21 protein-coding genes are annotated in these 22,308 nt (G+C 41.6%); 5 read left to right on the top strand and 16 right to left on the bottom strand.

What is annotated here, in order from left to right:
- Positions 1–36: 36 nt before the first annotated feature.
- Positions 37–624, bottom strand: a complete 588-nt coding sequence (locus tag ACOOEY_RS01045; RefSeq protein ID WP_420386807.1) for a TlpA family protein disulfide reductase — start codon at positions 622–624, stop codon at positions 37–39.
- 220 nt (positions 625–844) lie between these two features.
- On the opposite strand from ACOOEY_RS01045, the gene ACOOEY_RS01040 reads away from it, so the two are divergent.
- Complete coding sequence (locus ACOOEY_RS01040; RefSeq protein ID WP_420386806.1) at positions 845–1,246, top strand: DUF4399 domain-containing protein; 402 nt, start codon at positions 845–847, stop codon at positions 1,244–1,246.
- A 164-nt stretch (positions 1,247–1,410) separates the two neighbouring features.
- Here the strand turns inward: ACOOEY_RS01040 and ACOOEY_RS01035 are convergent, their stop codons facing one another.
- The 5 genes from ACOOEY_RS01035 to ACOOEY_RS01015 form a co-directional block, all read right to left on the bottom strand.
- Positions 1,411–1,797 (bottom strand): alpha/beta hydrolase family protein, encoded by a 387-nt coding sequence (locus ACOOEY_RS01035; RefSeq protein WP_420388625.1) that lies wholly within the window; start codon positions 1,795–1,797, stop codon positions 1,411–1,413.
- Positions 1,758–3,725: a DPP IV N-terminal domain-containing protein gene (locus ACOOEY_RS01030; protein WP_420386805.1), complete on the bottom strand. Its 1,968-nt coding sequence runs from the start codon at positions 3,723–3,725 to the stop codon at positions 1,758–1,760. Before ACOOEY_RS01030 ends, ACOOEY_RS01035 begins: the two co-directional genes overlap by 40 nt.
- A 137-nt stretch (positions 3,726–3,862) precedes the next feature.
- A complete protein-coding gene (locus ACOOEY_RS01025) occupies positions 3,863–4,420 on the bottom strand; it encodes a DUF2911 domain-containing protein (RefSeq protein WP_420386804.1) in 558 nt (185 codons plus the stop codon).
- A 58-nt stretch (positions 4,421–4,478) separates the two neighbouring features.
- Positions 4,479–5,717, bottom strand: coding sequence for a nucleoside recognition domain-containing protein (locus ACOOEY_RS01020; RefSeq protein ID WP_420386803.1), 1,239 nt, complete (start codon positions 5,715–5,717; stop codon positions 4,479–4,481).
- A gap of 7 nt (positions 5,718–5,724) precedes the next feature.
- Positions 5,725–6,420: a 16S rRNA (uracil(1498)-N(3))-methyltransferase gene (locus tag ACOOEY_RS01015; protein ID WP_420386802.1), complete on the bottom strand. Its 696-nt coding sequence runs from the start codon at positions 6,418–6,420 to the stop codon at positions 5,725–5,727.
- Between the two features lie 53 nt (positions 6,421–6,473).
- Between ACOOEY_RS01015 and ACOOEY_RS01010 the strand changes: the two genes are divergently transcribed.
- Positions 6,474–7,955 carry an ArnT family glycosyltransferase gene (locus ACOOEY_RS01010; RefSeq protein ID WP_420386801.1) on the top strand — a complete coding sequence of 494 codons (1,482 nt, stop codon included), beginning with the start codon at positions 6,474–6,476 and terminating at the stop codon, positions 7,953–7,955.
- Between the two features lie 136 nt (positions 7,956–8,091).
- Here the strand turns inward: ACOOEY_RS01010 and ACOOEY_RS01005 are convergent, their stop codons facing one another.
- Positions 8,092–8,559 (bottom strand): hypothetical protein, encoded by a 468-nt coding sequence (locus ACOOEY_RS01005; protein ID WP_420386800.1) that lies wholly within the window; start codon positions 8,557–8,559, stop codon positions 8,092–8,094.
- Positions 8,560–8,671: 112 nt separating this feature from the next.
- Positions 8,672–8,929, bottom strand: a complete 258-nt coding sequence (locus ACOOEY_RS01000) for an acyl-CoA-binding protein (protein WP_420386799.1) — start codon at positions 8,927–8,929, stop codon at positions 8,672–8,674.
- Positions 8,930–8,990: 61 nt separating this feature from the next.
- Here ACOOEY_RS01000 and ACOOEY_RS00995 point away from each other — a divergent pair, with 61 nt between their 5' ends.
- Positions 8,991–9,632, top strand: coding sequence for a porin family protein (locus ACOOEY_RS00995; RefSeq protein ID WP_420386798.1), 642 nt, complete (start codon positions 8,991–8,993; stop codon positions 9,630–9,632).
- A 12-nt stretch (positions 9,633–9,644) separates the two neighbouring features.
- On the opposite strand, the gene ACOOEY_RS00990 is transcribed toward ACOOEY_RS00995, so the two are convergent.
- From ACOOEY_RS00990 to ACOOEY_RS00970, 5 genes are all read right to left on the bottom strand, one after another.
- Entirely contained in the window at positions 9,645–12,752 is a 3,108-nt protein-coding gene (locus ACOOEY_RS00990) for an HsdR family type I site-specific deoxyribonuclease (RefSeq protein WP_420386797.1), read from the bottom strand.
- Positions 12,739–13,878: a hypothetical protein gene (locus ACOOEY_RS00985; RefSeq protein ID WP_420386796.1), complete on the bottom strand. Its 1,140-nt coding sequence runs from the start codon at positions 13,876–13,878 to the stop codon at positions 12,739–12,741. The genes ACOOEY_RS00990 and ACOOEY_RS00985 overlap by 14 nt, the downstream gene beginning before the upstream one ends.
- A 4-nt stretch (positions 13,879–13,882) precedes the next feature.
- Positions 13,883–15,010: a restriction endonuclease subunit S gene (locus tag ACOOEY_RS00980; protein WP_420386795.1), complete on the bottom strand. Its 1,128-nt coding sequence runs from the start codon at positions 15,008–15,010 to the stop codon at positions 13,883–13,885.
- Positions 15,007–16,554, bottom strand: a complete 1,548-nt coding sequence (locus tag ACOOEY_RS00975; protein ID WP_420386794.1) for a type I restriction-modification system subunit M — start codon at positions 16,552–16,554, stop codon at positions 15,007–15,009. The genes ACOOEY_RS00980 and ACOOEY_RS00975 overlap by 4 nt, the downstream gene beginning before the upstream one ends.
- Positions 16,555–16,801: 247 nt before the next feature.
- A complete protein-coding gene (locus ACOOEY_RS00970) occupies positions 16,802–17,692 on the bottom strand; it encodes a 3-hydroxybutyryl-CoA dehydrogenase (protein ID WP_420386793.1) in 891 nt (296 codons plus the stop codon).
- An 85-nt stretch (positions 17,693–17,777) separates the two neighbouring features.
- Here ACOOEY_RS00970 and ACOOEY_RS00965 point away from each other — a divergent pair, with 85 nt between their 5' ends.
- A complete protein-coding gene (locus tag ACOOEY_RS00965) occupies positions 17,778–18,443 on the top strand; it encodes a copper homeostasis protein CutC (protein WP_420386792.1) in 666 nt (221 codons plus the stop codon).
- Between the two features lie 3 nt (positions 18,444–18,446).
- Here ACOOEY_RS00965 and ACOOEY_RS00960 read toward each other — a convergent pair whose 3' ends face one another.
- A complete protein-coding gene (locus ACOOEY_RS00960) occupies positions 18,447–19,520 on the bottom strand; it encodes a hypothetical protein (RefSeq protein ID WP_420386791.1) in 1,074 nt (357 codons plus the stop codon).
- 75 nt (positions 19,521–19,595) lie between these two features.
- On the opposite strand from ACOOEY_RS00960, the gene ACOOEY_RS00955 reads away from it, so the two are divergent.
- The gene (locus ACOOEY_RS00955) at positions 19,596–20,432 is read left to right on the top strand and encodes a S1 RNA-binding domain-containing protein (protein WP_420386790.1); all 837 of its coding nucleotides are present in this window, start codon (positions 19,596–19,598) and stop codon (positions 20,430–20,432) included.
- A gap of 238 nt (positions 20,433–20,670) precedes the next feature.
- Here the strand turns inward: ACOOEY_RS00955 and ACOOEY_RS00950 are convergent, their stop codons facing one another.
- Together ACOOEY_RS00950 and ACOOEY_RS00945 are read right to left on the bottom strand one after the other, a co-directional pair.
- Positions 20,671–21,039, bottom strand: a complete 369-nt coding sequence (locus ACOOEY_RS00950; RefSeq protein WP_420386789.1) for a hypothetical protein — start codon at positions 21,037–21,039, stop codon at positions 20,671–20,673.
- The gene (locus ACOOEY_RS00945; RefSeq protein WP_420386788.1) at positions 21,036–22,280 is read right to left on the bottom strand and encodes a sterol desaturase family protein; all 1,245 of its coding nucleotides are present in this window, start codon (positions 22,278–22,280) and stop codon (positions 21,036–21,038) included. The genes ACOOEY_RS00950 and ACOOEY_RS00945 overlap by 4 nt, the downstream gene beginning before the upstream one ends.
- Positions 22,281–22,308 lie beyond the last annotated feature (28 nt).

The following is a 22,308-nucleotide window of genomic DNA, read 5'->3' as shown; positions in this document are numbered from 1 at the left end:
ATCCTTTAAAGTCGGACTTACGGTCCGGCTTTTTCTTTATTCTCCCTCCAGAAGTTTTCTGAATCTACGGGTATTGTAGTTAGCCATACCTGCTTTTTTCACCACCACTTTGCCATCTACTATCACCACAGTAGTGGGTACCACATTGGTTTCGTATTCCTGAGGAAGTCTGGTGGCCAATTGGTAGACAGGGAAGTCGAAGTCTTTCTTTTCTACCCAGTCGATGGCCTTTTGAAACTCCTTGTCTTCAGAGATCATCAAAAAAACCACCTGATCATTATCCTTCAGCTTATTGTAAAGCTTGTTAATACCGGGCATTTCCGCAACACAGGGAGGACACCAGGTAGCCCAGATATTCATGAAGATGGTTTTGTCTTTCAGGCTTTGAGCATCCACAATAGCTCCCGATTCATCATAAAGCTTGAAATCGAAGTTGGCGGGTATCTGAACAGATTCGTCCAGTTCTCCGGCATTCATAATACCCGTAGAGAGTACAGCCTGTTGTACCTTTCCGAAGACTTCAGCCTGAGAGCCAGTGAGATAGATAACTGCAAACAGGGCGATAATAACCGAGAGTTCAATAATGTCTCTCTTAGAAGGCTTGGAAATTTTTGGCTTTTTCATGCTTAACAGACAATATAGCCAGTAACTAAGTTCATTCAATAAATCTGAAAGGTAATTTTGGTTACATAGCCAATGGAATAACTACCTCTGACCAGGCTCTCAGCAGCCGGGCGAACAAATCGCTGACTGATTAAATAATTTAATGAACCTTCATCAAATAGAGTTGTTATGCTACTGGACATAGTGCCTAAATTAGAGCAACCAAAAAATATTTTACCCTATGAAACTTTTGAGAAACTATTCATTAATCATACTTCTAGCACTTTTTACCGCTTCATGTGGCTCATCTGACGGAGTTTATTTCGAGAACCTAACAGATGGACAGGAGGTATCTTCAACCGTGTTGGTTGAGATGGGTGTAAAAGGAATGGATGTTGAGCCCGCAGGAGAGGTGCATAAAGGAAAAGGGCATCACCATATTATTATTGATGGTGGTTTCATGAAAACCGGAGAGACTATCCCTGCCGATAAAACACATATTCACTACGGTAAAGGTCAAACAGAAGCTACTATTGAGTTAACTCCCGGTAAGCATACCCTGACCCTTCAGTTTGCCAATGGATTACACCAGTCTTATGGTGAAGCCTGGAGCAAAACCATTACTGTCAATGTAATTGACTAGAAATCAGAAAACATAAAAAGAGGCTGTTTTAAAAAGCTCCGGATTCGTCATTCTGAATTTATTTCAGAATCTCTCTGGATTAAACTAAGCAGAGACCCTGAAACGAGTTCAGGGTGACGCTGGGTTAGCTTTTTAAAACAGCCTCTTTGTTTTACTCAATATGATTAATTGCCGTCAGGCAAATCCATATCTACATTGTTGCGATAATCTCCCAACAGGTGCTCTGCAAAGAAGTACCACATCATTTGCTCGTAATAGTCTCTGAAACTTCCATAACCGTGTCTTGAACCAGGGATAGGCATATAATCGAATCGCTTACCGGCCTTCATTAGTTCGTTGGCTACTCTCAGTGAGTTACCAGGGTGCACGTTGTTATCTCTTGTTCCGTGAGTCAATAGCAGGTGACCTTTCAGGTTTTTAGCCAGATCGGGGTTAGTCTTGATTTTAGCATTCCAGGTGGTCTCTGTATACTCATTACCTTCCTCATCCTTTTTCTTCTTGTCCACTCTTTTCACACCATTGTGTGTTTCACTCCACCATTTGTTATAGATGTTGTTGTCGTGGTTACCTGCAGAAGAAGCTGCTGCATCGTAGAAGTTAGGGTAGAAAGGAGGGCTGCGGTCGACATAAATCCACCACCAGAGTGACCGAAGATTCCTACATGATCGATATCAATGAAGCTGTGTCTTTCGGCTAATTGCTCCAATGATCGCTTGTCATCAGCTAATGCGTAGTCTCTCAGGTTCTGATAACCAAATGTATGGTAATACTTATCTCTCATTGGGCTACCACCTCTGTGTCCCATAGAGACTACAATAAAGCCTAACTGAGCCAAAGCAGTGTTATATCTACCCGTAGTGGTAAAGTCGTTGACAAAAGACTCTGTCTGAGGACCCGGATACACATAAGAGATGACGGGGTATTTTCTGGTTGAATCAAAATCGAAAGGCTTATACATTACACCATAGAGGTCGGTGATGCCATCGTCTGCTTTCACCGTAAATCTCTCCGGCATTTTCCAGCCTGCCTGGTAGAGCAATGACAGATCAGCCTCTTCCAGTTTCATAATGACATTACCTTCATTGTCTTTCAAAACAGACTGAGGGACCATGTCTACTGCGGAATAATTGTCTACATAGTATTTAGCAGATTCTGACATGTTCATGAAGTGGTTAGCCGGCTCAGTACTAATGGCCTTGAAGCCACTGCCATCGAAGTTAGCCTTATACATTAAGGCATAGTAAGGGTCAATTCCTGCTTCTCTGCCTCTGGCTTCGAAATAAACCTTGCGGCCTACGGTATCAATTTGCTGAATCTGACCGGTTACAAAGTATCCGCCATTGGTGATCTTGTTTTTCAAAGCTCCTGTATTACCATCATAAAGGTATAGCTGTCCCCAACCCGTTCTTTCTGACCACCAGATCAGTTCTTCGCCTTCGTTAAGGATGGCCAGTTGCTGGTAGCTCCAGTTAAAGTATGGATGGTTAACATCCGTGAACAGGGTAGTGATCTCACCAGTAGCGGTATTCACACGGCATACATCAAGCGAGTCAGAAGTTCTGTTCATTCGGGTGAAGAACATTTTATCTGAGCTGTCACCAGCCAGGTAAGTACTAATGGTCTGATCGGTATACTTATCGATGTCGAGTACCATACGCTCACGGCTGGCTACATCGAAAATTTCCAGTTGCTCCTGAGGAACCTCTTGTTCACCAGGCATGGCATACTTATAGATTTCAATCTCAGGTCTTGGATTGGCTAGTTCATCAATGACGAAGAGTTCTCCGACTTTTCTTGAGTCTGAACGATTTACGTACATTTTGCTCTCGTCTTCGAACCATCTGGCGCGGGCTCTTTGTCTTTTGTCTTTAGCAGTATCACCCTGATCCCAGGCATAGCTAAACCATCTTTCACCATCTTCCGTCAATTGGATCTCAGTAGAGTCAGTATCATCGGCTTTCATTAAGAAGAGGTTGTGGTTCTTAGCGAAAGAAATCCAGGTAGAGTCAGGAGAGTAAGTAGCCCAGTTGTTTCTCTTGGGTGCTTTTTCAGTAGAATCACCCTTAGTGATCATTTTTGAAGTCAGGTCGAAGTGATAATCGATACTGTCGATCATGAAAGTAAGGGTTCTGTTATCATCTTCCAGTTCGAGACCTTTCAGGTCCAGATCACGATGATTCCATGGCTTTCTGGTGAGTTCGCTCAATTGTGCAGCAAAGTCCTTGCTGTCGAACATTAGGCTTTTAGACTTTCTGGCAGGATCTACGATGTAGAAATTCTTGCCATTGGTTGTGGTGTAAGTGTACCAGAATTTGTCACTGTCTTTGAACCACCTCGGGCTCACACGTGTACTTTTTAGCATCTTCTGGATGTTCGATGCCTTGAATTTTTCAGCTGCTTTGAAGTTGGCTTTGTGTTCCTGAGCAAAACTCAGGCTACCTATACAAAGCAGCAGAATCAGTAGGTAGTATTTTTTCATAGTCGCTTTGTTTGACGTTCAATAATATAGGCTTTATTGCTTTATAAAAACATCATATCATTTGAGTGGTAATTACAATTTAGAGCAATAAAAAACCCCATGTGTTAGCATGGGGTTTGTATCGTGTTTAACTAGAATCAGAACTTGATTGGCAGGGTAGCAATGGTGTTTTCCCATCCAACCATCATATCAGCTCCACCACTGGTTTCAGCAAACATAATAGAGAGTGCTTCAATCGGATTTTCAACGCTTTTGGTTTTACCTTTTGCTCTGGCTACAAAAGCATCTTCCTTGGTAGTGTAATTACCCCAGGTGTTTAGCTTGGAGCTTAGTATAAATTCCCATTCGTTTTCATTAGGAATGGCGAACAATACGTAAGTACCTGCTTTCACTTTAGCATCACCGAAAGTGACATCCTGATAGAAAGTAATCTCGGTAGCTTCATTAGCACCCATTCTCCAAACTTTACCGAAAGGAGCTGCTTCTTTACCAAGCATTTCTCTGCCTTTCAATTGAGGGCGGCTGTAGTAAACTTTAATTTTAGGCTCTTGAGCCGGAGTATTTCTTAATTCAAATAAAGGTAGGCCGCTTGGGAAATAGGCCACATCCATTGGACTGGCATCAAGGGCTGGAAAATTCTGGGCACTGACAGAAATAGAACTGATCAGGCAAACGAGTAGTATGAGTTTCTTCATTGGTTTGATTGTTTGAATGCTGGTTTAACTCTAAAAACTATTTAGAGGTTCGAATTTATTAATAGAAAAAGATGTAGGAGATGATTATGGCAGCAATGATTCCGGCAAAGTCAGCTGCAAGACCTGCTCCGGCAGCATATCGGGTGTTTTTGATCTTGACTGCCCCAAAATACACTGCCAATACATAGAATGTGGTTTCTGTTGAGCCTTGTAGCACAGATGCTACTTTGCCCGCGAATGAATCAACACCCAGTTCGGGATTAGCGAAAACATCTAACATGGCAGCTCTGGCCCCCGAACCACTTAGAGGCTTCATCCAGGCTACAGGTAAGGCATCTACAAACTCAGTATTCATGCCAAGTGCCTGGAAAACCCATCTGAATCCATCATTGATATATTCCAGGGTGCCCGAAGTTCTGAAAACTCCGATGGCCACCAAAATGGCCACCAGATAGGGGATGATCTTAATGGCTACTTTGAATCCATCCTTGCCGCCTTCTATGAGCGCATCATATACATTGACCTTATTTCTGGCGGCCATCAATATGAAGCTGATGACAATACCAAGAAGGATCATGGACGCCAGCACATTGGAGATTACAGTCACCTGTTCCTGTGGAATAGAGCTGAAGTACCAGAGAGCGGCAAGCACTACTATGGTCAATGTACCCAAATAGGACAGTACAACCCGATTGAGCAGGTTGATTTTTTGGAATAGAGACACCGTGATTAATCCCGCCAGGGTTGAGAAATAGGTCGCGAGTAAGATGGGGATAAAGATATCGGCCGGGTTGGCGGCACCATTGGCCGCTCTGTAGGCCATAATTGAAACAGGGATAAGTGTCAGCCCGCTGGTATTGAGTACCAGAAACATGATCTGTGCATTAGAGGCCTTTGATTTTTCAGGATTGAGCTCTTGTAAACCCTCCATGGTCTTAAGTCCCATCGGAGTAGCAGCATTATCCAGACCCAGAAAGTTCATTGAGAAATTCATCAGCATGGGGCCAAACACAGGATGGTTCTTCGGGACTTCGGGGAATATTCGAGTGAACAGGGGACTAATAGCTCTGGACATGATATTCACTACGCCACCTTTTTCGCCAATCTTCATAATGCCCATCCACAGGGTCAAAGCTCCGGTAAGACCTAATGAAATCTCAAAACCGGTTTTTGCCATATCGAAGGTGCTTTGGAGCATGGCAGGGAATACTTCAGTATCACCCAGAAACACAAGCTTCAGTAGTGCGACAATGAAGGCAATAACAAAGAAACCAATCCAGATATAATTAAGGGCCATAGGGCAATTAGCTAAATAAATTTAAGATATGCACAGCAGCCAGTCCGGCAGTTTCTGTTCTCAGCCGACTCTCTCCAAGACTCACCTTGACAAAACCTGCTTCCTCTGCCATTTGTAATTCGGCAGGATCAAAGTCACCTTCCGGTCCAATTAATACAACAGACTCTTGTCCCGAACTGAGGCAGTCCTTGAGTTGTCTGGGATTATCGAAATCTACATAAGCGATAAACTTTGACCGGGTTTCGCACTGTTGAAGGAAAGACTTGAGTTTGACCATTTCATCGATCTGAGGCAGCGTAGCTTTGATGGACTGCTTCATAGCACTAATGGCCTTTTTGATCAACCTGTCTATTTTTAGGACGGTTCTCTCAGAGTTCTGGCAATGCAGAAAGCTGATTCGGTCAACACCAATTTCCACAGCTTTTTCTACCAACCATTCAGTGCGGTCCAGGTTCTTGGTAGGGGCGATGGCCAGGTGTCTTAAGCCATCTCTTTTCGGTTCACTTTGCTGGTCAGTGATGCTGAACTGGCACTTTTTGAAGTTGGCTTCAGTAATCTCAGCCTTGTAAAAAGTCCCTGCTCCATCAATCAGATCGATTGTGTCTCCCTGTTGTTTGCGCAACACTTTAATAGCATGTCTCGACTCCTCAGGGTCGAGATAATTAGCTCCTTGAATAAGTTCCGGCTGATAAAATAGCTGCATAGCTTATTGCGAAAATAGAAAGAGAATTTCTCTAATCAACTATATTCGTTGCAATGACTCATCAGAAATTCTTTGATCAAAGGCGTTACAATACATTCGGTCTGCTGGCCAATCTGATATTCCTGCTGGTCTGGTACCTGGCCAATGATGGTCTGGCCTTCTGGGATGATTATTCCTATCTCAATTTCGCCAATGAGATTAATCAAGGCACTTTTCAGGTCAGCCAAAACCACTTTACGAGTCGGGTGGCCCTGCTTTATCCCGTAGCCTGGATCATTGATGTGTTGGGAATTAACGAATTCAGCATGGCTGTTTATCCGCTTATATGTGGCATTATCGTGCTCAATTTGTTGCTTTGGCTGGGACAGCTATACCATCACTGGATTGGCGTTTTGGCCGCCACATTCTTTGTTTGTGATTATCACGTCATCACCTTTATCACTCACCTGTTTCCTGAAATGCCTATGATGTTGTTCCTCTTTGGAGCATTGGTAGCCTATGATCGGGCTAACAGGAGAGAGGGAGATATTCGATTGTTAGGGCTTTTCACTGCGACCGGTATATTCCTGGCTTTCCTCACCAAGATGACGGTCATATTGGTTGGGCCATTATTTCTCTTTCTTTTCATCAATGATTTCTGGTTGAAAAAAACCAACAAGAGCTATTGGCTGATTACCGTGGTGCTACTGGTATTCTTTGTGCTGGTGAATGGCTTTTGGTATCAGGAGCTCTATGGTGATTTCTTCTATCGCTTCAGCAATATCTCTGATAACCATGAAGCATCTGTCAAGACCTTTTTCGATAAGGATGATATTACGCTGCTGAAACGGTTGACTTACCTGCCCCTTTTAGGCTTTACCCGTGGCGGCTTTTTTATCCCTTTGCTCTTTGCCTTACCTTCTCTTTTTACGCTTAGGAGTGGTGGGTGGAAACTTAATGATCCGGAAAAACTCTGGCCACTGGCCATGTTGGTAATCCTCGCTACCTGGTGGTTGATGAGTACCAACTGGAAATATTACAGTCCTATGCCGGTTGATACCAGACACATTACCTTCCTGATCCCCATTTTACTGATGGCCGGAGGTACTTACTGGACCAAGACGCCACTCCTGACTGCTGTCAGGTATTCTAAAGTCAGGTACTTATTAGCCCTGTTACTGCTCATCCCTATTTATAAGATCTGGCATGCTGGTGACCGAAACTTTGAAGAGCTTCAGTCTATTGTCAAGACAGACTTAGTCAATCAGGAGGAAGAGGTAGTCGTCTTCACCGATGGCCTTGTATCGTATGGGTACGGTTACTTCTATGGTCTGAAGCCGACTGATGACGAATACATCTGGTTTTCGGAACTTGAAGGAAGGAAGCCGGGGGCTGGTGATTACTTGCTCGTCAACCCACCTTTTCTGAATAAGCGCTACGATGACTTTAATAATCTGGAAAGGCTAAAGGAGATGGCCGGAACTGCTCAGCTCAGGCTGGTCAGAGTAGGAGGGACTCATGTGGAGCTTTACAGGTTTGAAGAGTTAACTCACTGATTCTGAAAAGAATTCAGAATAACGACTCTGTAGGACGCTGTTAGTTAAACACTCAGACAGCAGAGGAGCATTGATCAAATCGCTAAAAACAAAAAAGCCACTTTTCAGTGGCTTCTATATTTTCATTCGATAGATATTATCCGATTTTCTTGAGTTGAGACTCACCTGCTTTCATGATAGCGTAGTCTTTCCATTCCTGAAATTCTTCATCACTCAGAATTTTATCTGCTGCGCCAGCTTGTGGCGGAGTGAAAGTGAATTCAGATTCCCACCATTGTTGAGCGTACTCTCTGGCCTGATTTTTATCGATTTCGAACTGGCTGACCTGACCATCACCGACTAACCAAGGCTTTTCTTGTGAGCTGTATTTCTGGAAAATCATGGTACGCATTTTTGTACCCATCTCGTCATTTCTTTCGAAGTGCGCTTTAGAATAAGCCAGTGTTTCAGGCTCAACCATTTTATTATCCCAGAAACGTTTCGATTTGATAATTTGTGCTGAGGTAAGCAAGTAGCCTTCTCCAAATTCCAGTAGTGATCCTTCTAAATCACACGATCTGGCCGGCTTTTTCTTTTTCTTCTTACCAAAACTGAATAATCCCATTGTTGTAATATTTGAGTTTTAAAACCAATGCGCAATATGCAAAGAAAATTGCAATTGTGAATTCTAAAATAAGGTTAACGCGTGCAAACGTTTATTTAGTCGAAAGACTGTGTTAAGCGGACTTAAGTTGCTCTATAAGGTCAATATATTGCGTCATTGCTTCGTCCTTACTGAGGCCGCTTAATTTTTTCCAGGCATTGTGTTTTGCAGCTGCCTTAAAGTCGAAGCCAGAAGGTGGTTCTTCCTGATTATCTCCCTCAGTGGCTTGCTTGTAAAGGCTGTAAATTTTGAGGAGGTCTTCATTTGAAGGTCTTTCCGATAGGGAATGAGCCGATTTGACGGCATTTTCGAAAGATTCTTGTAAGCTCATCTGATATTTTAAAATTAACTTGCTGCGAAACTAAAAAACATTTTCATATTCCGGTCTGAAAATGAAAAAGGCTGTCGTTTTCATATCACTATTCACTCTCCTCTGTCCACCGCTTTGGTCGCAGGAGCAGTATGGCCGTTTCTTTCAGGCCGGCCCCATCGTGAAATTGGTGACAGCCAAGATGACCCTCGACAGCAATGAGATTGACCTTTCCGAAGGAAGCTCCGAAGTAGGCTATCAGTTTGGTGGTTTCTTCAGGGTGAATGTGGAAGGCGTTTTTGTACAATCCTCAGTTTTGATGTCGAAAGTCAAGACCGATCTGGTATTTGTGGATTACCAGGGGGTTCAGGGTTTTAACCCGAGAGCGGATTTCGAATTCAACACATTGGAACTGCCTTTGGATATTGGCTATCGGGTTGGAAACCTCAGGCTGCAGATGGGGCCTACATTCAGTTTTCTGTTGTCAGGACAGCGCTCATTTCTCAATGACGTGGAAAAGGTGTCTGATGATTATAACCGCTCCAATATGATGTGGCACTTCGGCATAGGAGGAGACTTTGACCGCTTTGTGCTGGATATCAATTATGAATTTGGTCTCAGCAAAACAGGAGAGAGCCTGAGTCAGCTACTGGGTAGAGAGTTTGTACCCAGACAACGCCAGTGGGTGATTGGATTGGGGATTAATATTCTGAATGATTATTGATGGTTTGAGGAATCAAATTTGACCACCAACTCCCTTGAACTTCTCCACGAAAGCACTTATTTTCTGGAAAACGGTTTGTTTTTTTGTTAAATATTGAGGATTGAGTGGGCTCATTTTGGGTAAAAGTGTATTGAGTTCTGTTCCGTTCTCACTTGCATATTCTCGTCTCAAAGAGGCAGAGATGTATCGTTTTGCTTCTTCAATATTTAGATTTTCCTCAGTTATTAATTCCGATGCTTCTGCTTTTTGTTTCCCTTGTGCATAATTGAAGAAGGAATCAATAATACCAGCTTTGTCTTGAATAGAATCAAGTTCTGTTTGATTAATGAAATCAACGACTAAGCTCTCTTTTGCTCTGTTTCCGATACTTGCTCGAATAACCCTGCGAATCTCTTCAACTAATGAGGCTTTGTCTTTTGTTTTTTTGTTATGCTCAAAAATCAATTCTAAGATATAATCGAGATTTATTTCTTGTGATTTTAACAGGTCTACTTCAAAGACTACATCATCCCAATCAATATTTGATTCCTCAGCTTCTTTACCACTTTTCTCCTTTCTTAACCAATCACGAATATCATTGTAAGTAGAGCGATAATCTTGAATTGTGCGCTCAGCTGGCAACTCAATTTTTTGCATGGTGGCAATATCCTCGTCTTCCAGAAAGTAAGTTTCCTTGAAGTTTTGAAGTGCTAAAGGATCGCTTAAATCAATCTCTTGGAGTGCTTTGAGGTGTGTGAATTCATCATAATTCTGGAGAATATTCTCTACTCGTAAGTATTCACCAAAGAGCTTAGAAAATTCCTTTTTGTCTTTTTCTTTAGCTATTTCATCTGGGTTAGGGAATTTTTGGTTTAATTCTCTTACTACTTCAATGTAGCCTCTTCGGGCTTCTCCAGTGACAATGTCCGTGAAACCTTCCAAGTATTCCTTATAACTTTTCTCGAGTACCACATTTTTAGTACTACTATCCCCAAACAGGGTAATAGCATCCACTGTAGGCTTTTCTAAGTCGCGAAAGGTGATAATGTTCCCAAAGGTTTTAGTAGCATCATAAATACGATTGGTACGTGAGAAAGCTTGCATTAAACCGTGGTAACGAAGGTTTTTATCAACGAACAATGTATTTAGAGTAGGGGCGTCAAAGCCTGTTAAGAACATACCGACCACAATAATTAGGTCAACCTCTTTACTTTTTACCCTCTTGGCAAGATCACGATAGTAGTTTTGAAATTCTTTGCTTTCAACTCCATAACTAGTTTTGAACATAGCGTTATAGTCGTTAATCGCTTTGGTCAAGAACTCTTTTGCACTCTGATCCATTGCTGATGGCTCAAAGGTTTCGTCCACTATCTCACCAATAGCATTTTGTTCTTCATTGGCAGCAAAGGAGAAAATGGTGGCTATATTCAAAGGCTTGTCGTTTTCCTTTTGCAGTTTGTTCAGTTCCTCATAATAGCATTTGGCGGCATCAACACTACTTACGGCAAACATGGCATTAAAACCTGTATTGATCCCTCGGGTCCTATGTGTCTTTTGTCTGAAATTCTGAAGGATGTATTGAGAAATTTCTTTGATTCGAAGAGGGTGAAGTAGAGTTTTTTTGTTTTCTGCTGCGCTTAGTTTGTTCTCATCAAGTTCTGTTTCTATACCCTTGAATTGAGGACGTACATCATTATAGTCTACCTTGAATTTGAGAACCTTTTCGTCTCTAATAGCATCAGTTATGACATAAGAGTGTAATTCACGACCGAATACGCTGGCAGTAGTTTCTGCACCTAGAGCATTTTCAGGGAATATTGGAGTTCCTGTAAAACCGAACTGATAAAACCTTTTAAACTTTTTGTTGAGGTTCTTCTGTGCCTCACCGAACTGTGAGCGATGTGCTTCATCAAAGATAAATACAACTTGCTTTTGATAGACAGGTAAATCCTCCTCACTTTTCATGAGGTTGTTCAGTTTCTGAATTGTCGTAACTATAACCTTGTTGTCATCCTTTTCAAGGTTCCTCTTTAAACCAGCGGTACTATCTGAACCGTTTACACTGTCTGGAGAGAACCGTTGGTACTCTTTCATGGTCTGAAAGTCCAAATCCTTACGGTCTACTACAAAGAAGACTTTGTCAATGAATTCAAGCTGCGTAGCGAGTCTTGCTGCTTTAAAACTGGTCAGGGTTTTGCCGGAACCCGTAGTGTGCCAAATAAATCCACCGCTTTCGGGTTTGGACCATTTTTTTGCTTCGTATGAACTCTTGACCTTCCATAATATTCGTTCTGTTGCTGCAATTTGATAAGGTCTCATAATGAGTAGCGTATCGCTCACATCAAATACCGAATAAGTTAGAAGTATATTTAACAGGGTATGTTTCTGAAAGAAAGTGGCCGTGAAATCCTTTAGATCCTTTATCAACGAATTGTCAGCTTTTGCCCAGTTCATTGTAAAGTCAAAGCTGTTTTTATCTCGTTTCACAGTGTTGGCAAAATAACGACTGTCAGTTCCGTTGGATATAACAAATAACTGCAAATACTTAAAAAGTGAATTTTCACTATTGAAGCTTTCTTTGCTGTAGCGATGCACTTGATTAAAAGCCTCACGGATGGCAACACCACGCTTTTTTAATTCTATTTGTACAAGAGGCAAACCATTAACCAAAACAGTTACATCATAGCGATTGGAATGAGTCCCTTTCTGTTCGAATTGTGAGATTACCTGAACTTTGTTTCGAATGATGCTCTTCTTATCTACCAGATAGATGTTTTGTATATGACCATCATCAAATACAAAATCGTAAATATAGTTGTCGTGTATTTTTCTTGTTTTGTCTACAATACTATCTCCAGGTTTGTCCAAATACTCCTCAACAAAACGTGCCCATTCACCATCTTTAAACTCCATGTTGTTCAGTGCCTGTAGTTGCACTCTTACATTCGCCAACATGGCATTAAGGGTATTCAGCTCTTTGGGGTTGTCGTAGCCTTGATTCACAAGGTCTTGTATAAACTCACGTTCTAGAGCTGTTTCTGTTTGGTAGATGGCAGGAGCTTCATTTACCTCTGAATACTTCGTGTATTTATCGAGTATGATAAAGTTTTTAGATTCCGCTATGGTTTTATAATGTGGCATTTTCTTCAGTTTCTGCTTCTGCAATAGTTGGCTTGAACCGGTATATTTTTATAATGATCTCTCTTACTAAGAAACCCAATACTCTTTTGTCATTTTCATCTAATATCGAAACTTCTTCCCCGTGATGTTTTGAATGACTCGACAGATTGATGATACGATTATAATAGGATTCACGAGCGTCACTTGGAAGTAAATCTTCCCACTTGTTAAAACCGAGGAAGGTAGAGGCCTTTTCGAATATATTTCGCAGAAAATTAAAATGGAATTTCTGAATTTGTCCCGAGACAATTGCTTTCTCAAGCTCGGACAAAAGGAATAAGTGATAGGAGAATGGTGAGTCTTTTGGTTGGTCAACTAGATTGAATGTACCATCAATTAATTTTTCTAAACGCCACTTCCTAGTTCTACCTACTCGATTGAATTCATTGAAGAGTACGTTATAAAATAGAGGGTTGTGTGTGGTTATAATGAACTTCAATTCCGAAGTACTGGATTTAATCAGCTTTGCAATATCAACTCCTAATTCGATTAGATGGGTGTCATCTAATGAACTCACAGGGTCATCAATGAATACGTATTGTAAATCATTAAATTGATCTGTTTCTCGGTCGGTTTCTTCTGCCTTATTCAGTTCACTTATGGTTTGATCTAATAGGCTGTAAAAGACACTCCAGATAAAGCAACTTTCTTCGCCCTTCGATATTTTGACATATTCCGAACCTGAGTCATCACCTGTTTCAAATGCGAATCGCACTTCAGAGAAGTCCTCTTTGAATTTTGGTGTCAATTTATCATTGGTGTAGCGTTGAAAATGAGTACTTATGTTTAGCTCTTGTCCTTGGTCTACCAATACCCAGTGAGTATAATTATTTGATTGGATTTTTAACCTTCTATCGGTATCATTTTCCAAATCATTGTCCCAATAGAATAAATCTTCTGTAAATGCATTGTAGTAGAGCACTTTAGGTCTTGATTCATCCTCAGAATCAGGATTCTTTGGAGCTATGAACTCTTTGAACTCACGAGACAAGCGTGTTTTTCCAGAACCATTAAAGGCATAAATAAGCTGTACTTTTTTGTCTGCATCCCTTAGCTTCTCTGCAATTTGTGTTAATGTGTGTGCCATTTTTTTAAGATTCTATCGCGTCTTCAGAAAAGGTTAACAGCTTATCCCTATAGTATTCATACTGCTTCTGTCTCAACGCTATTTCTTTTGGCAATCCTTCGTTAATGGAAGTTGTGAGAATATCGAATTTATCAAGGATGGAAACTATGCGTACCTTTTCCTGTAGTGATGGATTTGGTATTTTAATACTATTTAAATTCTTCTTATTTAGTTTTGGTTGAGCTGCCCCAGATATATAAGGAGTGAGATCAATACTGTTTAAATAGTATTCAACAAACCTTCTTTCTGCATATGTATTGAATTTCAACACATGGGCATGATTATTTACCCAACTCTTTCCACTTATACTAAATGCTATCGGAGTATTTCTGGCTACTAGATTAGCTCCATCCTCTGAGACCAATAAAAAATCACCATCAAAAATATAATCCTTCACATAATCAACAATTCCCGAAGCCCCATAATAGGGTATGTCTCCAGTCTCTCTGAAGCCACCTGTTATGGGTTTTCTTTTTGAGTCTAAATTGTCAGCTAAATTCCCCAAGGTTTCACTTTCAACAGCACCTTCATCAAACCTAAACAACTGCTCCCGATAATAGCTATACTGCTTTTTACGAGCTGTAAGCTCTGCTGTAAGCTCTGCTGTAAGCTCTGCTGTAAGCTCTGAAAATGTATCCAGAATACGAACAATTTCTTTTTGGATTTCAAGCGACTTTTTAGGATTATATGGACATGGAATGGGAATCGGAACCTTATTGAGAATTGATTGCGTCAAACTAGGTACTCCACCTGCCATATTAAGTTCTTCAAGATGTTGTGCTTGAAGGTAGTAGTATACATACTTAGGGTTCGTTATATCGGTATTTATATCTGTCCAAAATATTGTATCCACAGTCCAAAATGGGGTATCAACATAGTATAAATTACTAAGCGATCCCTTTCTTGGTATTAATACAGAAGGTTTATCGTAGACAGAAGTATCTATATATGTCATAATTCCACCAGATCCATACACAGGAATATTTCCTGTTTTAAAGCTTTTGTAGTCCTTGCCATTTCTTAAAGTCAAAACTTCCCCAAGTGCTTTCCACTCCACCATCTCACTTTCAAGCAATATTTCTAAAAAACTCATGCCTCAATCTCCTTTATGATCTCATCAATATCAGCACGTAGTTGGTCGATCTTTTCCACCGTTTTTGAAACTTCCTTATTCAATTCGACTATGTTGATCTTCTCTCGGTTGTCCTTTGCTTCCACATAGGAGCTTACTGAAAGATTGTAATCGTTTTCTGCAATCTTGGTATTGTCAATTGCGGTAGCCACATGTGCTACTTCTTCTTTGTTAGCAAACATTTCCATGACCTTTGTAATGTGCTTATCCGTCATCACATTGTTGTTGGTTACTTTCTTGAAGAAATCTTCACCACTAGCATCAATAAACTGAGTTTTGTTTTCGGTTTTATGCTTGGAAAGTACCAGAAGGTTTACCGCTATTGATGTGCCATAGAATAAGTTTGGAGCCAATGAGATGACAGACTCTACATAATTGTTATCTACTAGGTATTTTCTGATTTTCTGTTCTGCACCACCACGGTAAAAAATACCAGGGAAACAGACAATTGCAGCCCGTCCTTTACTAGATAGGTAACTTAAGGCATGTAAAACAAAAGCAAAATCAGCTTTGGATTTTGGAGCGAGTACACCAGCAGGAGCAAAACGATCATCGTTAATCATGGTAGGGTCATCATCACCTATCCATTTTACCGAGTATGGCGGGTTAGATACGATGGCATCAAACGGCTTTTCATCGCCCAAATGCGGATCTCGTAGTGTATCGCCCAATACAATATGAAACTTGTCATAATTGATGTTGTGCAAAAACATGTTCATACGAGCCAAGTTGTAGGTGGTGTGGTTTACTTCCTGTCCGAAGAAACCTTCCTCAATGATGTGTTTATCAAAGTGCTGTTTTGCCTGTAAAAGCAATGAGCCAGAGCCTGCTGCCGGATCATAAATTTTGTTGACGGTTGTCTGTCCGTGCATGGCCAACTGAGCAATGAGTTTTGAAACATGGACAGGAGTGAAGAATTCACCCCCAGATTTTCCAGCATTGGCAGCATAATTACCAATAAGGAATTCATAGGCGTCACCAAATAGTTCGATCTCGCTGTCTTCGAATTTCCCAAAATTCAATTCTTCCACCCCTTTGATCACTTTCGCTAGACGATCGTTTTTACTTTCTACAGTATTTCCAAGTCGTGAACTGGTAGTGTCAAAGTCCGCAAACAACCCTTTAATGTCTTGTTCCGATGGATATCCATTTGCGGAACTTTCAATGGAATCAAATATGGCTTTTAGGTCGGTATTGAGATTAGCATTTGAATTGGCTGTTTTGGCAATATTTACAAAAAGCTGACTTGGATAAATAAAGTAGCCTTTCGTTTTGACAGCATCCTCTTTTATTTCTTGTGTAATTATGTCGTCAGACATACTAGCATAATCAATACTTTCATCACCACCTTCAATGTAATTCGTGAAATTCTCACTAATAAAGCGGTAAAAGAGTGTTCCTAAAACGAATTGTTTGAAATCCCATCCATCTACCGATCCACGTACTTCATTAGCTATTTTCCATATTTTGGATTGTAATTCAGTTCTTTGATTTATACTTGTCATCTTGATTTATGTCATCATTCTAATTGACTGAAACTCAACGTCTCTGTCGATTATATTACTTGTAAATGGTTCAAATTGAAAAAGAACAAAGGATATTATGCTTTGTACAAACTATAAATATGACTCTTATATTTCAATAATATAAGGTTTATCATTTCCAGCCAATCAAAAAAGCCCACTGTTTCGATCGTGGGCTTTTTGAGATTCCTCCTGATAACTCGGGACTAGGGAATGATAATTCTCTTAACTATTTCTTAAACTGCCCCGAAACCACCAAATCCTTGGTACCATGCGTCCAGCTGTAGAAGCCCTCGCCAGATTTCACTCCCAGATAACCTGCAGTCACCATATTCACCAATAGCGGACATGGCGCATATTTCGGATTGCCGAAGCCTTCGTACAGTACATTCATAATAGAAAGGCATACATCCAGACCAATAAAGTCAGCGAGCTGCAATGGGCCCATAGGGTGAGCCATGCCCAGTTTCATCACGGTATCAATTTCTTCCACACCGGCTACTCCTTCGAAAAGAGAAATGATGGCCTCATTGATCATAGGCATCAGAATACGGTTAGAAATAAAGCCCGGATAGTCATTTACTTCCACAGGCACCTTGCCTAATTTTTTGGAAGCCTCCATAATGGTATGGGTCACTTCGTCAGAAGTTGCATAACCTCTGATTACCTCTACGAGCTTCATGACAGGAACCGGATTCATAAAGTGCATACCAATTACCTTGTCAGCTCTTTTAGTAACAGAACCAATTTTAGTGATCGGAATAGAAGAGGTATTGGAAGCCAGAATACATTCAGGCTTGGTATAGGCTTCCAGATCTTCGAATATTTTCAGTTTGATATCTACATTTTCTGTAGCCGCTTCCACCACCAGGTCAGCATTAGCCACACCTGTCTTGAGGTCGGTGTGTGTAGTAATATTGGATAGGGTAGCTGTTTTGGTAGCCTCATCAATTTTTTCCTTGGCCAACATTCTGTCCAGGTTCTTCTCAATAGTCTTAAGGGCTCTGTCCAGCGCATCCTGAGAGATGTCTACCAGATTAACTTTAAAACCACTTTGAGCGAATACATGAGCAATGCCATTGCCCATAGTTCCTGAACCGATTACTGAAATATTCTCCATTTTCTATCTTTTGGTTAGTTTTCGTTTGCACAAATATAATCGCATCATCTACTTTTATTGTTTTCAAAAACAGGATATTCCACCTATGCCATTATTAGAAGTTTGCGCGGGCAGTATAGAGTCTGCTTTAAATGCCCACTCAGCCAAAGCTGATCGGATTGAATTGTGTATGGAGCTTTCTGTGGGAGGTCTTACCCCCAGTAAAGGCATGATTCAGCTGGTGAAGGAAATGGTGGAGATACCGGTTTACGTACTGATCAGGCCAAGGTCGGGCGATTTCTGCTATAGCCTGCTTGAGCTGGAGCAGATGAAAGAAGATGTGTCACTCTGTGCCAAAATGGGCTGCGAAGGGGTGGTCATCGGTGCATTGACTCCGGATAGAAAGATCCATGAGCGCATGGTATACGAACTGATGCAGGAAGCAGGCTATATGGACGTGACATTCCACAGGGCTTTCGATGCCGTCCAGAATCCTTTTGAAGCCCTCGATACCCTGCGTGAACTGGGCGTGCAACGTGTGCTTACCTCCGGTGGAGCAGCTACTGCTGTGGAAGGCTATGAATTATTGGGAGAGCTTATTGAAGAGGCAGATGATGATGTCATCATTATGCCGGGTGGTGGCATTCGTTTGGCTAATATCAACCTGATGTTGAGCCTGGAAGCCAGAGAATACCATAGTGCAGCTTTGGTGGATGGAGAGAAACATTCGTCCAAACAGGAAATTGAAGCCTTGCTGAAAAAGCTGGCTTAACAGCTATCTCAATACCAAATCCATAAGAATAGGGAGGTGGTCACTGTAACCGCCAATGTACTTAGGTCCCTGATAGGTTCTGAAAGGCCTGGTAGCTCCTGTAGCACCCTCCATAATAAGAAAGGGCATATCGAATATCTGGGCAGTTTGCCTGAAAATATGGGTTGAATGAGTGGGATCCATCAGCCTGCCATTCACGATGAACTGATCTAAAACACCCCATTCATTCTCAAAGCTATGCGTCCCCGTAAGGTACCTGATCGGGTACATGAGGTTATAGAGGTCATTGGCTTGAAGTAGCTCTATATCAGTCTGTAAGTTCAGGCCTGTTGTCATGCTTTCTTCATAAGGCTCATCGTTGAAGTCTCCGGTAATGATGATGTTGGCTTTAGAATTTCTGGCCATAATTGAATCTGCTTTCAACCTCAGGAAATGCGCTGCAAACATTCGCTTAGGTTGCGTCTCAAATTCACCACCAAACTTAGAAGGCCAATGGTTAACGAAGAAATGCAGGGTATCCTGATTTGGCAGTCGACCGATCAGGTGCAGTATATCGCGACTACGGCTGGTGCTGTCACTGGGGAAACGAAGGGGATAGTAGAAGTAATCCAGTAACTCGAACTTATCCGGTCGATAAAGTGCGGCTACATCAATCCCTCTTCGGTCTGGCGATTCCTGATGGACAATCTCATATCCGATCGGTTTTAAGAGGGTGAATTGGGTGAGGGTAGTCAGTACAAAGCGGTTTTCTACTTCACATAAGCCAATGAGCTCGGGTGCTTCCCAGCCACCCATGGCCGCAATGGTCTTGGCTATGTGCTGCTGCTTCAACTCGTACCTCGCCTTAGTCCAGTGATTCTCACCTCGTGGAAGGAAAGCGTCATCCAGCGTTAAGCTATCATCAAAATAGTCGAAGAGGTTTTCGACATTGTAAAAAGCTACCCGAAACCTTTCGTTTCCTCTCATACTTTCATTGAAGTCTGTTGAGGCCAGGTAAGGCGTGTTCTGTGCCAGTAGAGCTCCCTGAATGATCAACATCAGGCCAATTGTGTATGCTATTTTGAATTGTTTGCGCAAGAATAGAAAATTAGAATGTCATTAATGGTACTTTTGTTGGCACATTGAAAATACAAATTGCTGCAATAGGAAGATATGGAAATAGGTAAAATACAGGAATTAGAAATCGCCAGATCAGTTGAATTTGGCTGTTATTTAACCGATGGGAAAGAAGAAGTGCTTATCCCGGCAAAGTACCTTCCTGAAAATTACGAGATAGGAGACAAGCTCAAAGTATTTGTCTACACAGATCATATGTCACGTCCTATTGCGGTAACCCGCTGGCCTTACGGACAGGTGGGAGATATCGTTGGGTTGAAGGTGAAGCAGGTGACTGACTTCGGAGCCTTTGTCGATAACGGATTAGAGAAAGACTTGCTCATTCCTAATAAAGAGCAGCAGGCACCGATGAGAGAAGATGGTGCCTATGCCGTAATGATTCTGCTGGATTATAAGACGAACAGGATGATTGGCTCTACTAAGATTGGCACCTTCCTGCTCGATCAGGCCGAAGACCTGGAAGAAGGACAAGAAGTTAATGTCGTCATCTGGCAGCGGACAGACCTTGGCTACAAGGTGGTGATCGATAGTCAATATGTAGGGCTGGTCTACAACAATGAAATCTTCGAAAAAATCAATCTTGGTGATAATAAGAAAGCCTACATCAAGCACATCAGAGAAGATGGTAAGATCGATGTGAGTCTTCAGAAACAAGGCTATGAAGCAGTAACCGATGCTTCAGACGATATCTATCAGGCCATAGTAGATAATGGTGGAACCCTTGACCTGGGAGATAAAAGTTCTCCCGAAGAAATTCAGGACCAGTTCGGTATTAGTAAAAAGAACTTCAAAAGGGTGCTGGGTGGATTGTACAAGGCTGGGAAGATAGAAATATTCGATTATGAGATCCGCCTGAAAACAGTGGAAGGTTAGCCTGAGGAGGAGCTAACCTTCACCTAAACTACCTATAAAACTAAAACTAACCTAAGCTAATTTATCTTACTGACGCGGCAGTGTAAACGATTGCACATGAGTCAATAAATCATTTAGCCTGATAATCTTGACTTTAAGATATGAATTATTTTGAATTAGAGAAATTATATTCTTTAAAAAAGTCAATTAGTAGAAGATGATTTCAAACGATTGTAGTTCACTAAAATATTAGTTCAAACTATCTGATATTCACCTCATTGGCTATTCCCAGTGCTGTGAAGCGTATTCTTAGCTCTCTCGGTTCGGTGTTCACCTGATTATCACATTTCTCAGATGGGTCGATGGAGTAGATGTAATAGGTTTGACTGCGTTCGTAAAGTTCTTCTCTTTCCGGTTGTCCCAGTGCTTTGATCACCGACTTTTGGTATAAGCCCAGTAACTTGGGTTTCAACTCACGCAAATCATCAACCATTTCAGGTCTGATGTTCTGACAGCCCTCAGGATCAGATTTCCATTTTTCAGCATCAAAGTCACCCAGGTCGAGTGATTTGGTACAGCTTAATAGGGTAGATGAGATTAAAAGGATAATGAAAAGTGTCTTTTTCACGCTTTCAGACTAACAGGTTTAATGATAGATTTTCTGAGTAACACTGTCCAGATCAGTGAACCAACAGCATAAACCAGAATTGCCATCAAAGGTAAGGACTGTGTTTGAAGTCCGGGGATGAAATAGAATAAACTTACAGGAGTCAGCACCAGGCGTGTGACTTCCAGTGCAAAAGCCCATTTTCTGCTTTCAAACATCGCCCCGAAACTCACTGTCGAAACAATGATGATCAGGGCAAGAACAGACTTCTGTAGCAGGTTGTTTTCAAAACTCTCCAGATTAAACAGAAAGAGAGCAGTGCCAGCTAAAAGCACAATGTATTGCACGAAAACATAAGTATTCACGGCTTTAGCCGCACTTAGGTCGAATTTCTTGTAGTTGTCTTTATCAATATCATAGGGAGCCCTGTATCCGCCCATATACTCCGGTAACCATCCCGGCTTATGAAAGACATACCGGAACTTATCACCAAGCTTTGGAATGGATTGAATGTCCTTCCACATATCGGCATAATGTGAAACATTGGCCCAGACGGGATTCCAGCTATTCAGATTTTTGGTGATGCCATAGGTAGGTCGCTCTTCCTCAGCCTTAAACGTGCCGAAGAGCCTGTCCCAGACGATAAAAGTGCCGCCATGATTCTTGTCGATATACTTCGGGTTTCGGGCGTGATGTACCCTGTGATGCGATGGCGTGTTAAAGACAGCCTCGAACCATTTGGGCAGTTTATCAATGGCCTCTGTATGAATCCAGAACTGATAAAGCAGATTGAAGCCTGAAACAGACAACAAGATCAGCGGATCAAATCCAGCTATGGCCATAGGAGAGTAGAAGATAAAAGTCCAGATAGTCTGTGTCGAGCTCTGGCGCAGTGCCACAGACAGATTATACTCCTCACTTTGGTGATGAACACTATGACCTCCCCAGAAGAGGTTCACTTCATGACTCATGCGGTGCGCCCAGTAATAAAAGAAATCGTAGGCGATAAAGGCCACAATCCAGGTAAAGGCCGAGTTCTCAATGGTGGTCAGTCTGAACTGCGAATAGAGGAAGGTGTAAAAACCAATAGTGAAAACCTTCAGAAAGGCACCGCTTACCTGTGAGGTAACTCCACAGTTGATATTAGTAATGGCATCGTTCAGTCGATAAGATTTAATCGACTGATACCGATGTGCTATCAGTTCCAGTCCTATCAGGAGAAAGTAAACCGGAATAGCAATAACAGTAGGATCCAGATTCATGGCATTAATCTTACCTTAAATTAAGAGC

The sequence above is a fragment of the Roseivirga sp. genome, assembly GCF_965216855.1.
Taxonomy (GTDB): Bacteria; Bacteroidota; Bacteroidia; order Cytophagales; family Cyclobacteriaceae; genus Roseivirga.
This window is presented reverse-complemented; position numbering and strand designations above follow the sequence as displayed.

Bases quoted from the DNA above. Each gene is read 5' to 3' on its own strand.
- ACOOEY_RS01045 (WP_420386807.1), bottom strand. From the start codon at position 624: ATGAAAAAGCCAAAAATTTCCAAGCCTTCTAAGAGAGACATTATTGAA.
- ACOOEY_RS01040 (WP_420386806.1), top strand. From the start codon at position 845: ATGAAACTTTTGAGAAACTATTCATTAATCATACTTCTAGCACTTTTT.
- ACOOEY_RS01030 (WP_420386805.1), bottom strand. From the start codon at position 3,725: ATGAAAAAATACTACCTACTGATTCTGCTGCTTTGTATAGGTAGCCTG.
- ACOOEY_RS01025 (WP_420386804.1), bottom strand. From the start codon at position 4,420: ATGAAGAAACTCATACTACTCGTTTGCCTGATCAGTTCTATTTCTGTC.
- ACOOEY_RS01020 (WP_420386803.1), bottom strand. From the start codon at position 5,717: ATGGCCCTTAATTATATCTGGATTGGTTTCTTTGTTATTGCCTTCATT.
- ACOOEY_RS01015 (WP_420386802.1), bottom strand. From the start codon at position 6,420: ATGCAGCTATTTTATCAGCCGGAACTTATTCAAGGAGCTAATTATCTC.
- ACOOEY_RS01010 (WP_420386801.1), top strand. From the start codon at position 6,474: ATGACTCATCAGAAATTCTTTGATCAAAGGCGTTACAATACATTCGGT.
- ACOOEY_RS01005 (WP_420386800.1), bottom strand. From the start codon at position 8,559: ATGGGATTATTCAGTTTTGGTAAGAAGAAAAAGAAAAAGCCGGCCAGA.
- ACOOEY_RS01000 (WP_420386799.1), bottom strand. From the start codon at position 8,929: ATGAGCTTACAAGAATCTTTCGAAAATGCCGTCAAATCGGCTCATTCC.
- ACOOEY_RS00995 (WP_420386798.1), top strand. From the start codon at position 8,991: ATGAAAAAGGCTGTCGTTTTCATATCACTATTCACTCTCCTCTGTCCA.
- ACOOEY_RS00990 (WP_420386797.1), bottom strand. From the start codon at position 12,752: ATGCCACATTATAAAACCATAGCGGAATCTAAAAACTTTATCATACTC.
- ACOOEY_RS00985 (WP_420386796.1), bottom strand. From the start codon at position 13,878: ATGGCACACACATTAACACAAATTGCAGAGAAGCTAAGGGATGCAGAC.
- ACOOEY_RS00980 (WP_420386795.1), bottom strand. From the start codon at position 15,010: ATGAGTTTTTTAGAAATATTGCTTGAAAGTGAGATGGTGGAGTGGAAA.
- ACOOEY_RS00975 (WP_420386794.1), bottom strand. From the start codon at position 16,554: ATGACAAGTATAAATCAAAGAACTGAATTACAATCCAAAATATGGAAA.
- ACOOEY_RS00970 (WP_420386793.1), bottom strand. From the start codon at position 17,692: ATGGAGAATATTTCAGTAATCGGTTCAGGAACTATGGGCAATGGCATT.
- ACOOEY_RS00965 (WP_420386792.1), top strand. From the start codon at position 17,778: ATGCCATTATTAGAAGTTTGCGCGGGCAGTATAGAGTCTGCTTTAAAT.
- ACOOEY_RS00955 (WP_420386790.1), top strand. From the start codon at position 19,596: ATGGAAATAGGTAAAATACAGGAATTAGAAATCGCCAGATCAGTTGAA.
- ACOOEY_RS00945 (WP_420386788.1), bottom strand. From the start codon at position 22,280: ATGAATCTGGATCCTACTGTTATTGCTATTCCGGTTTACTTTCTCCTG.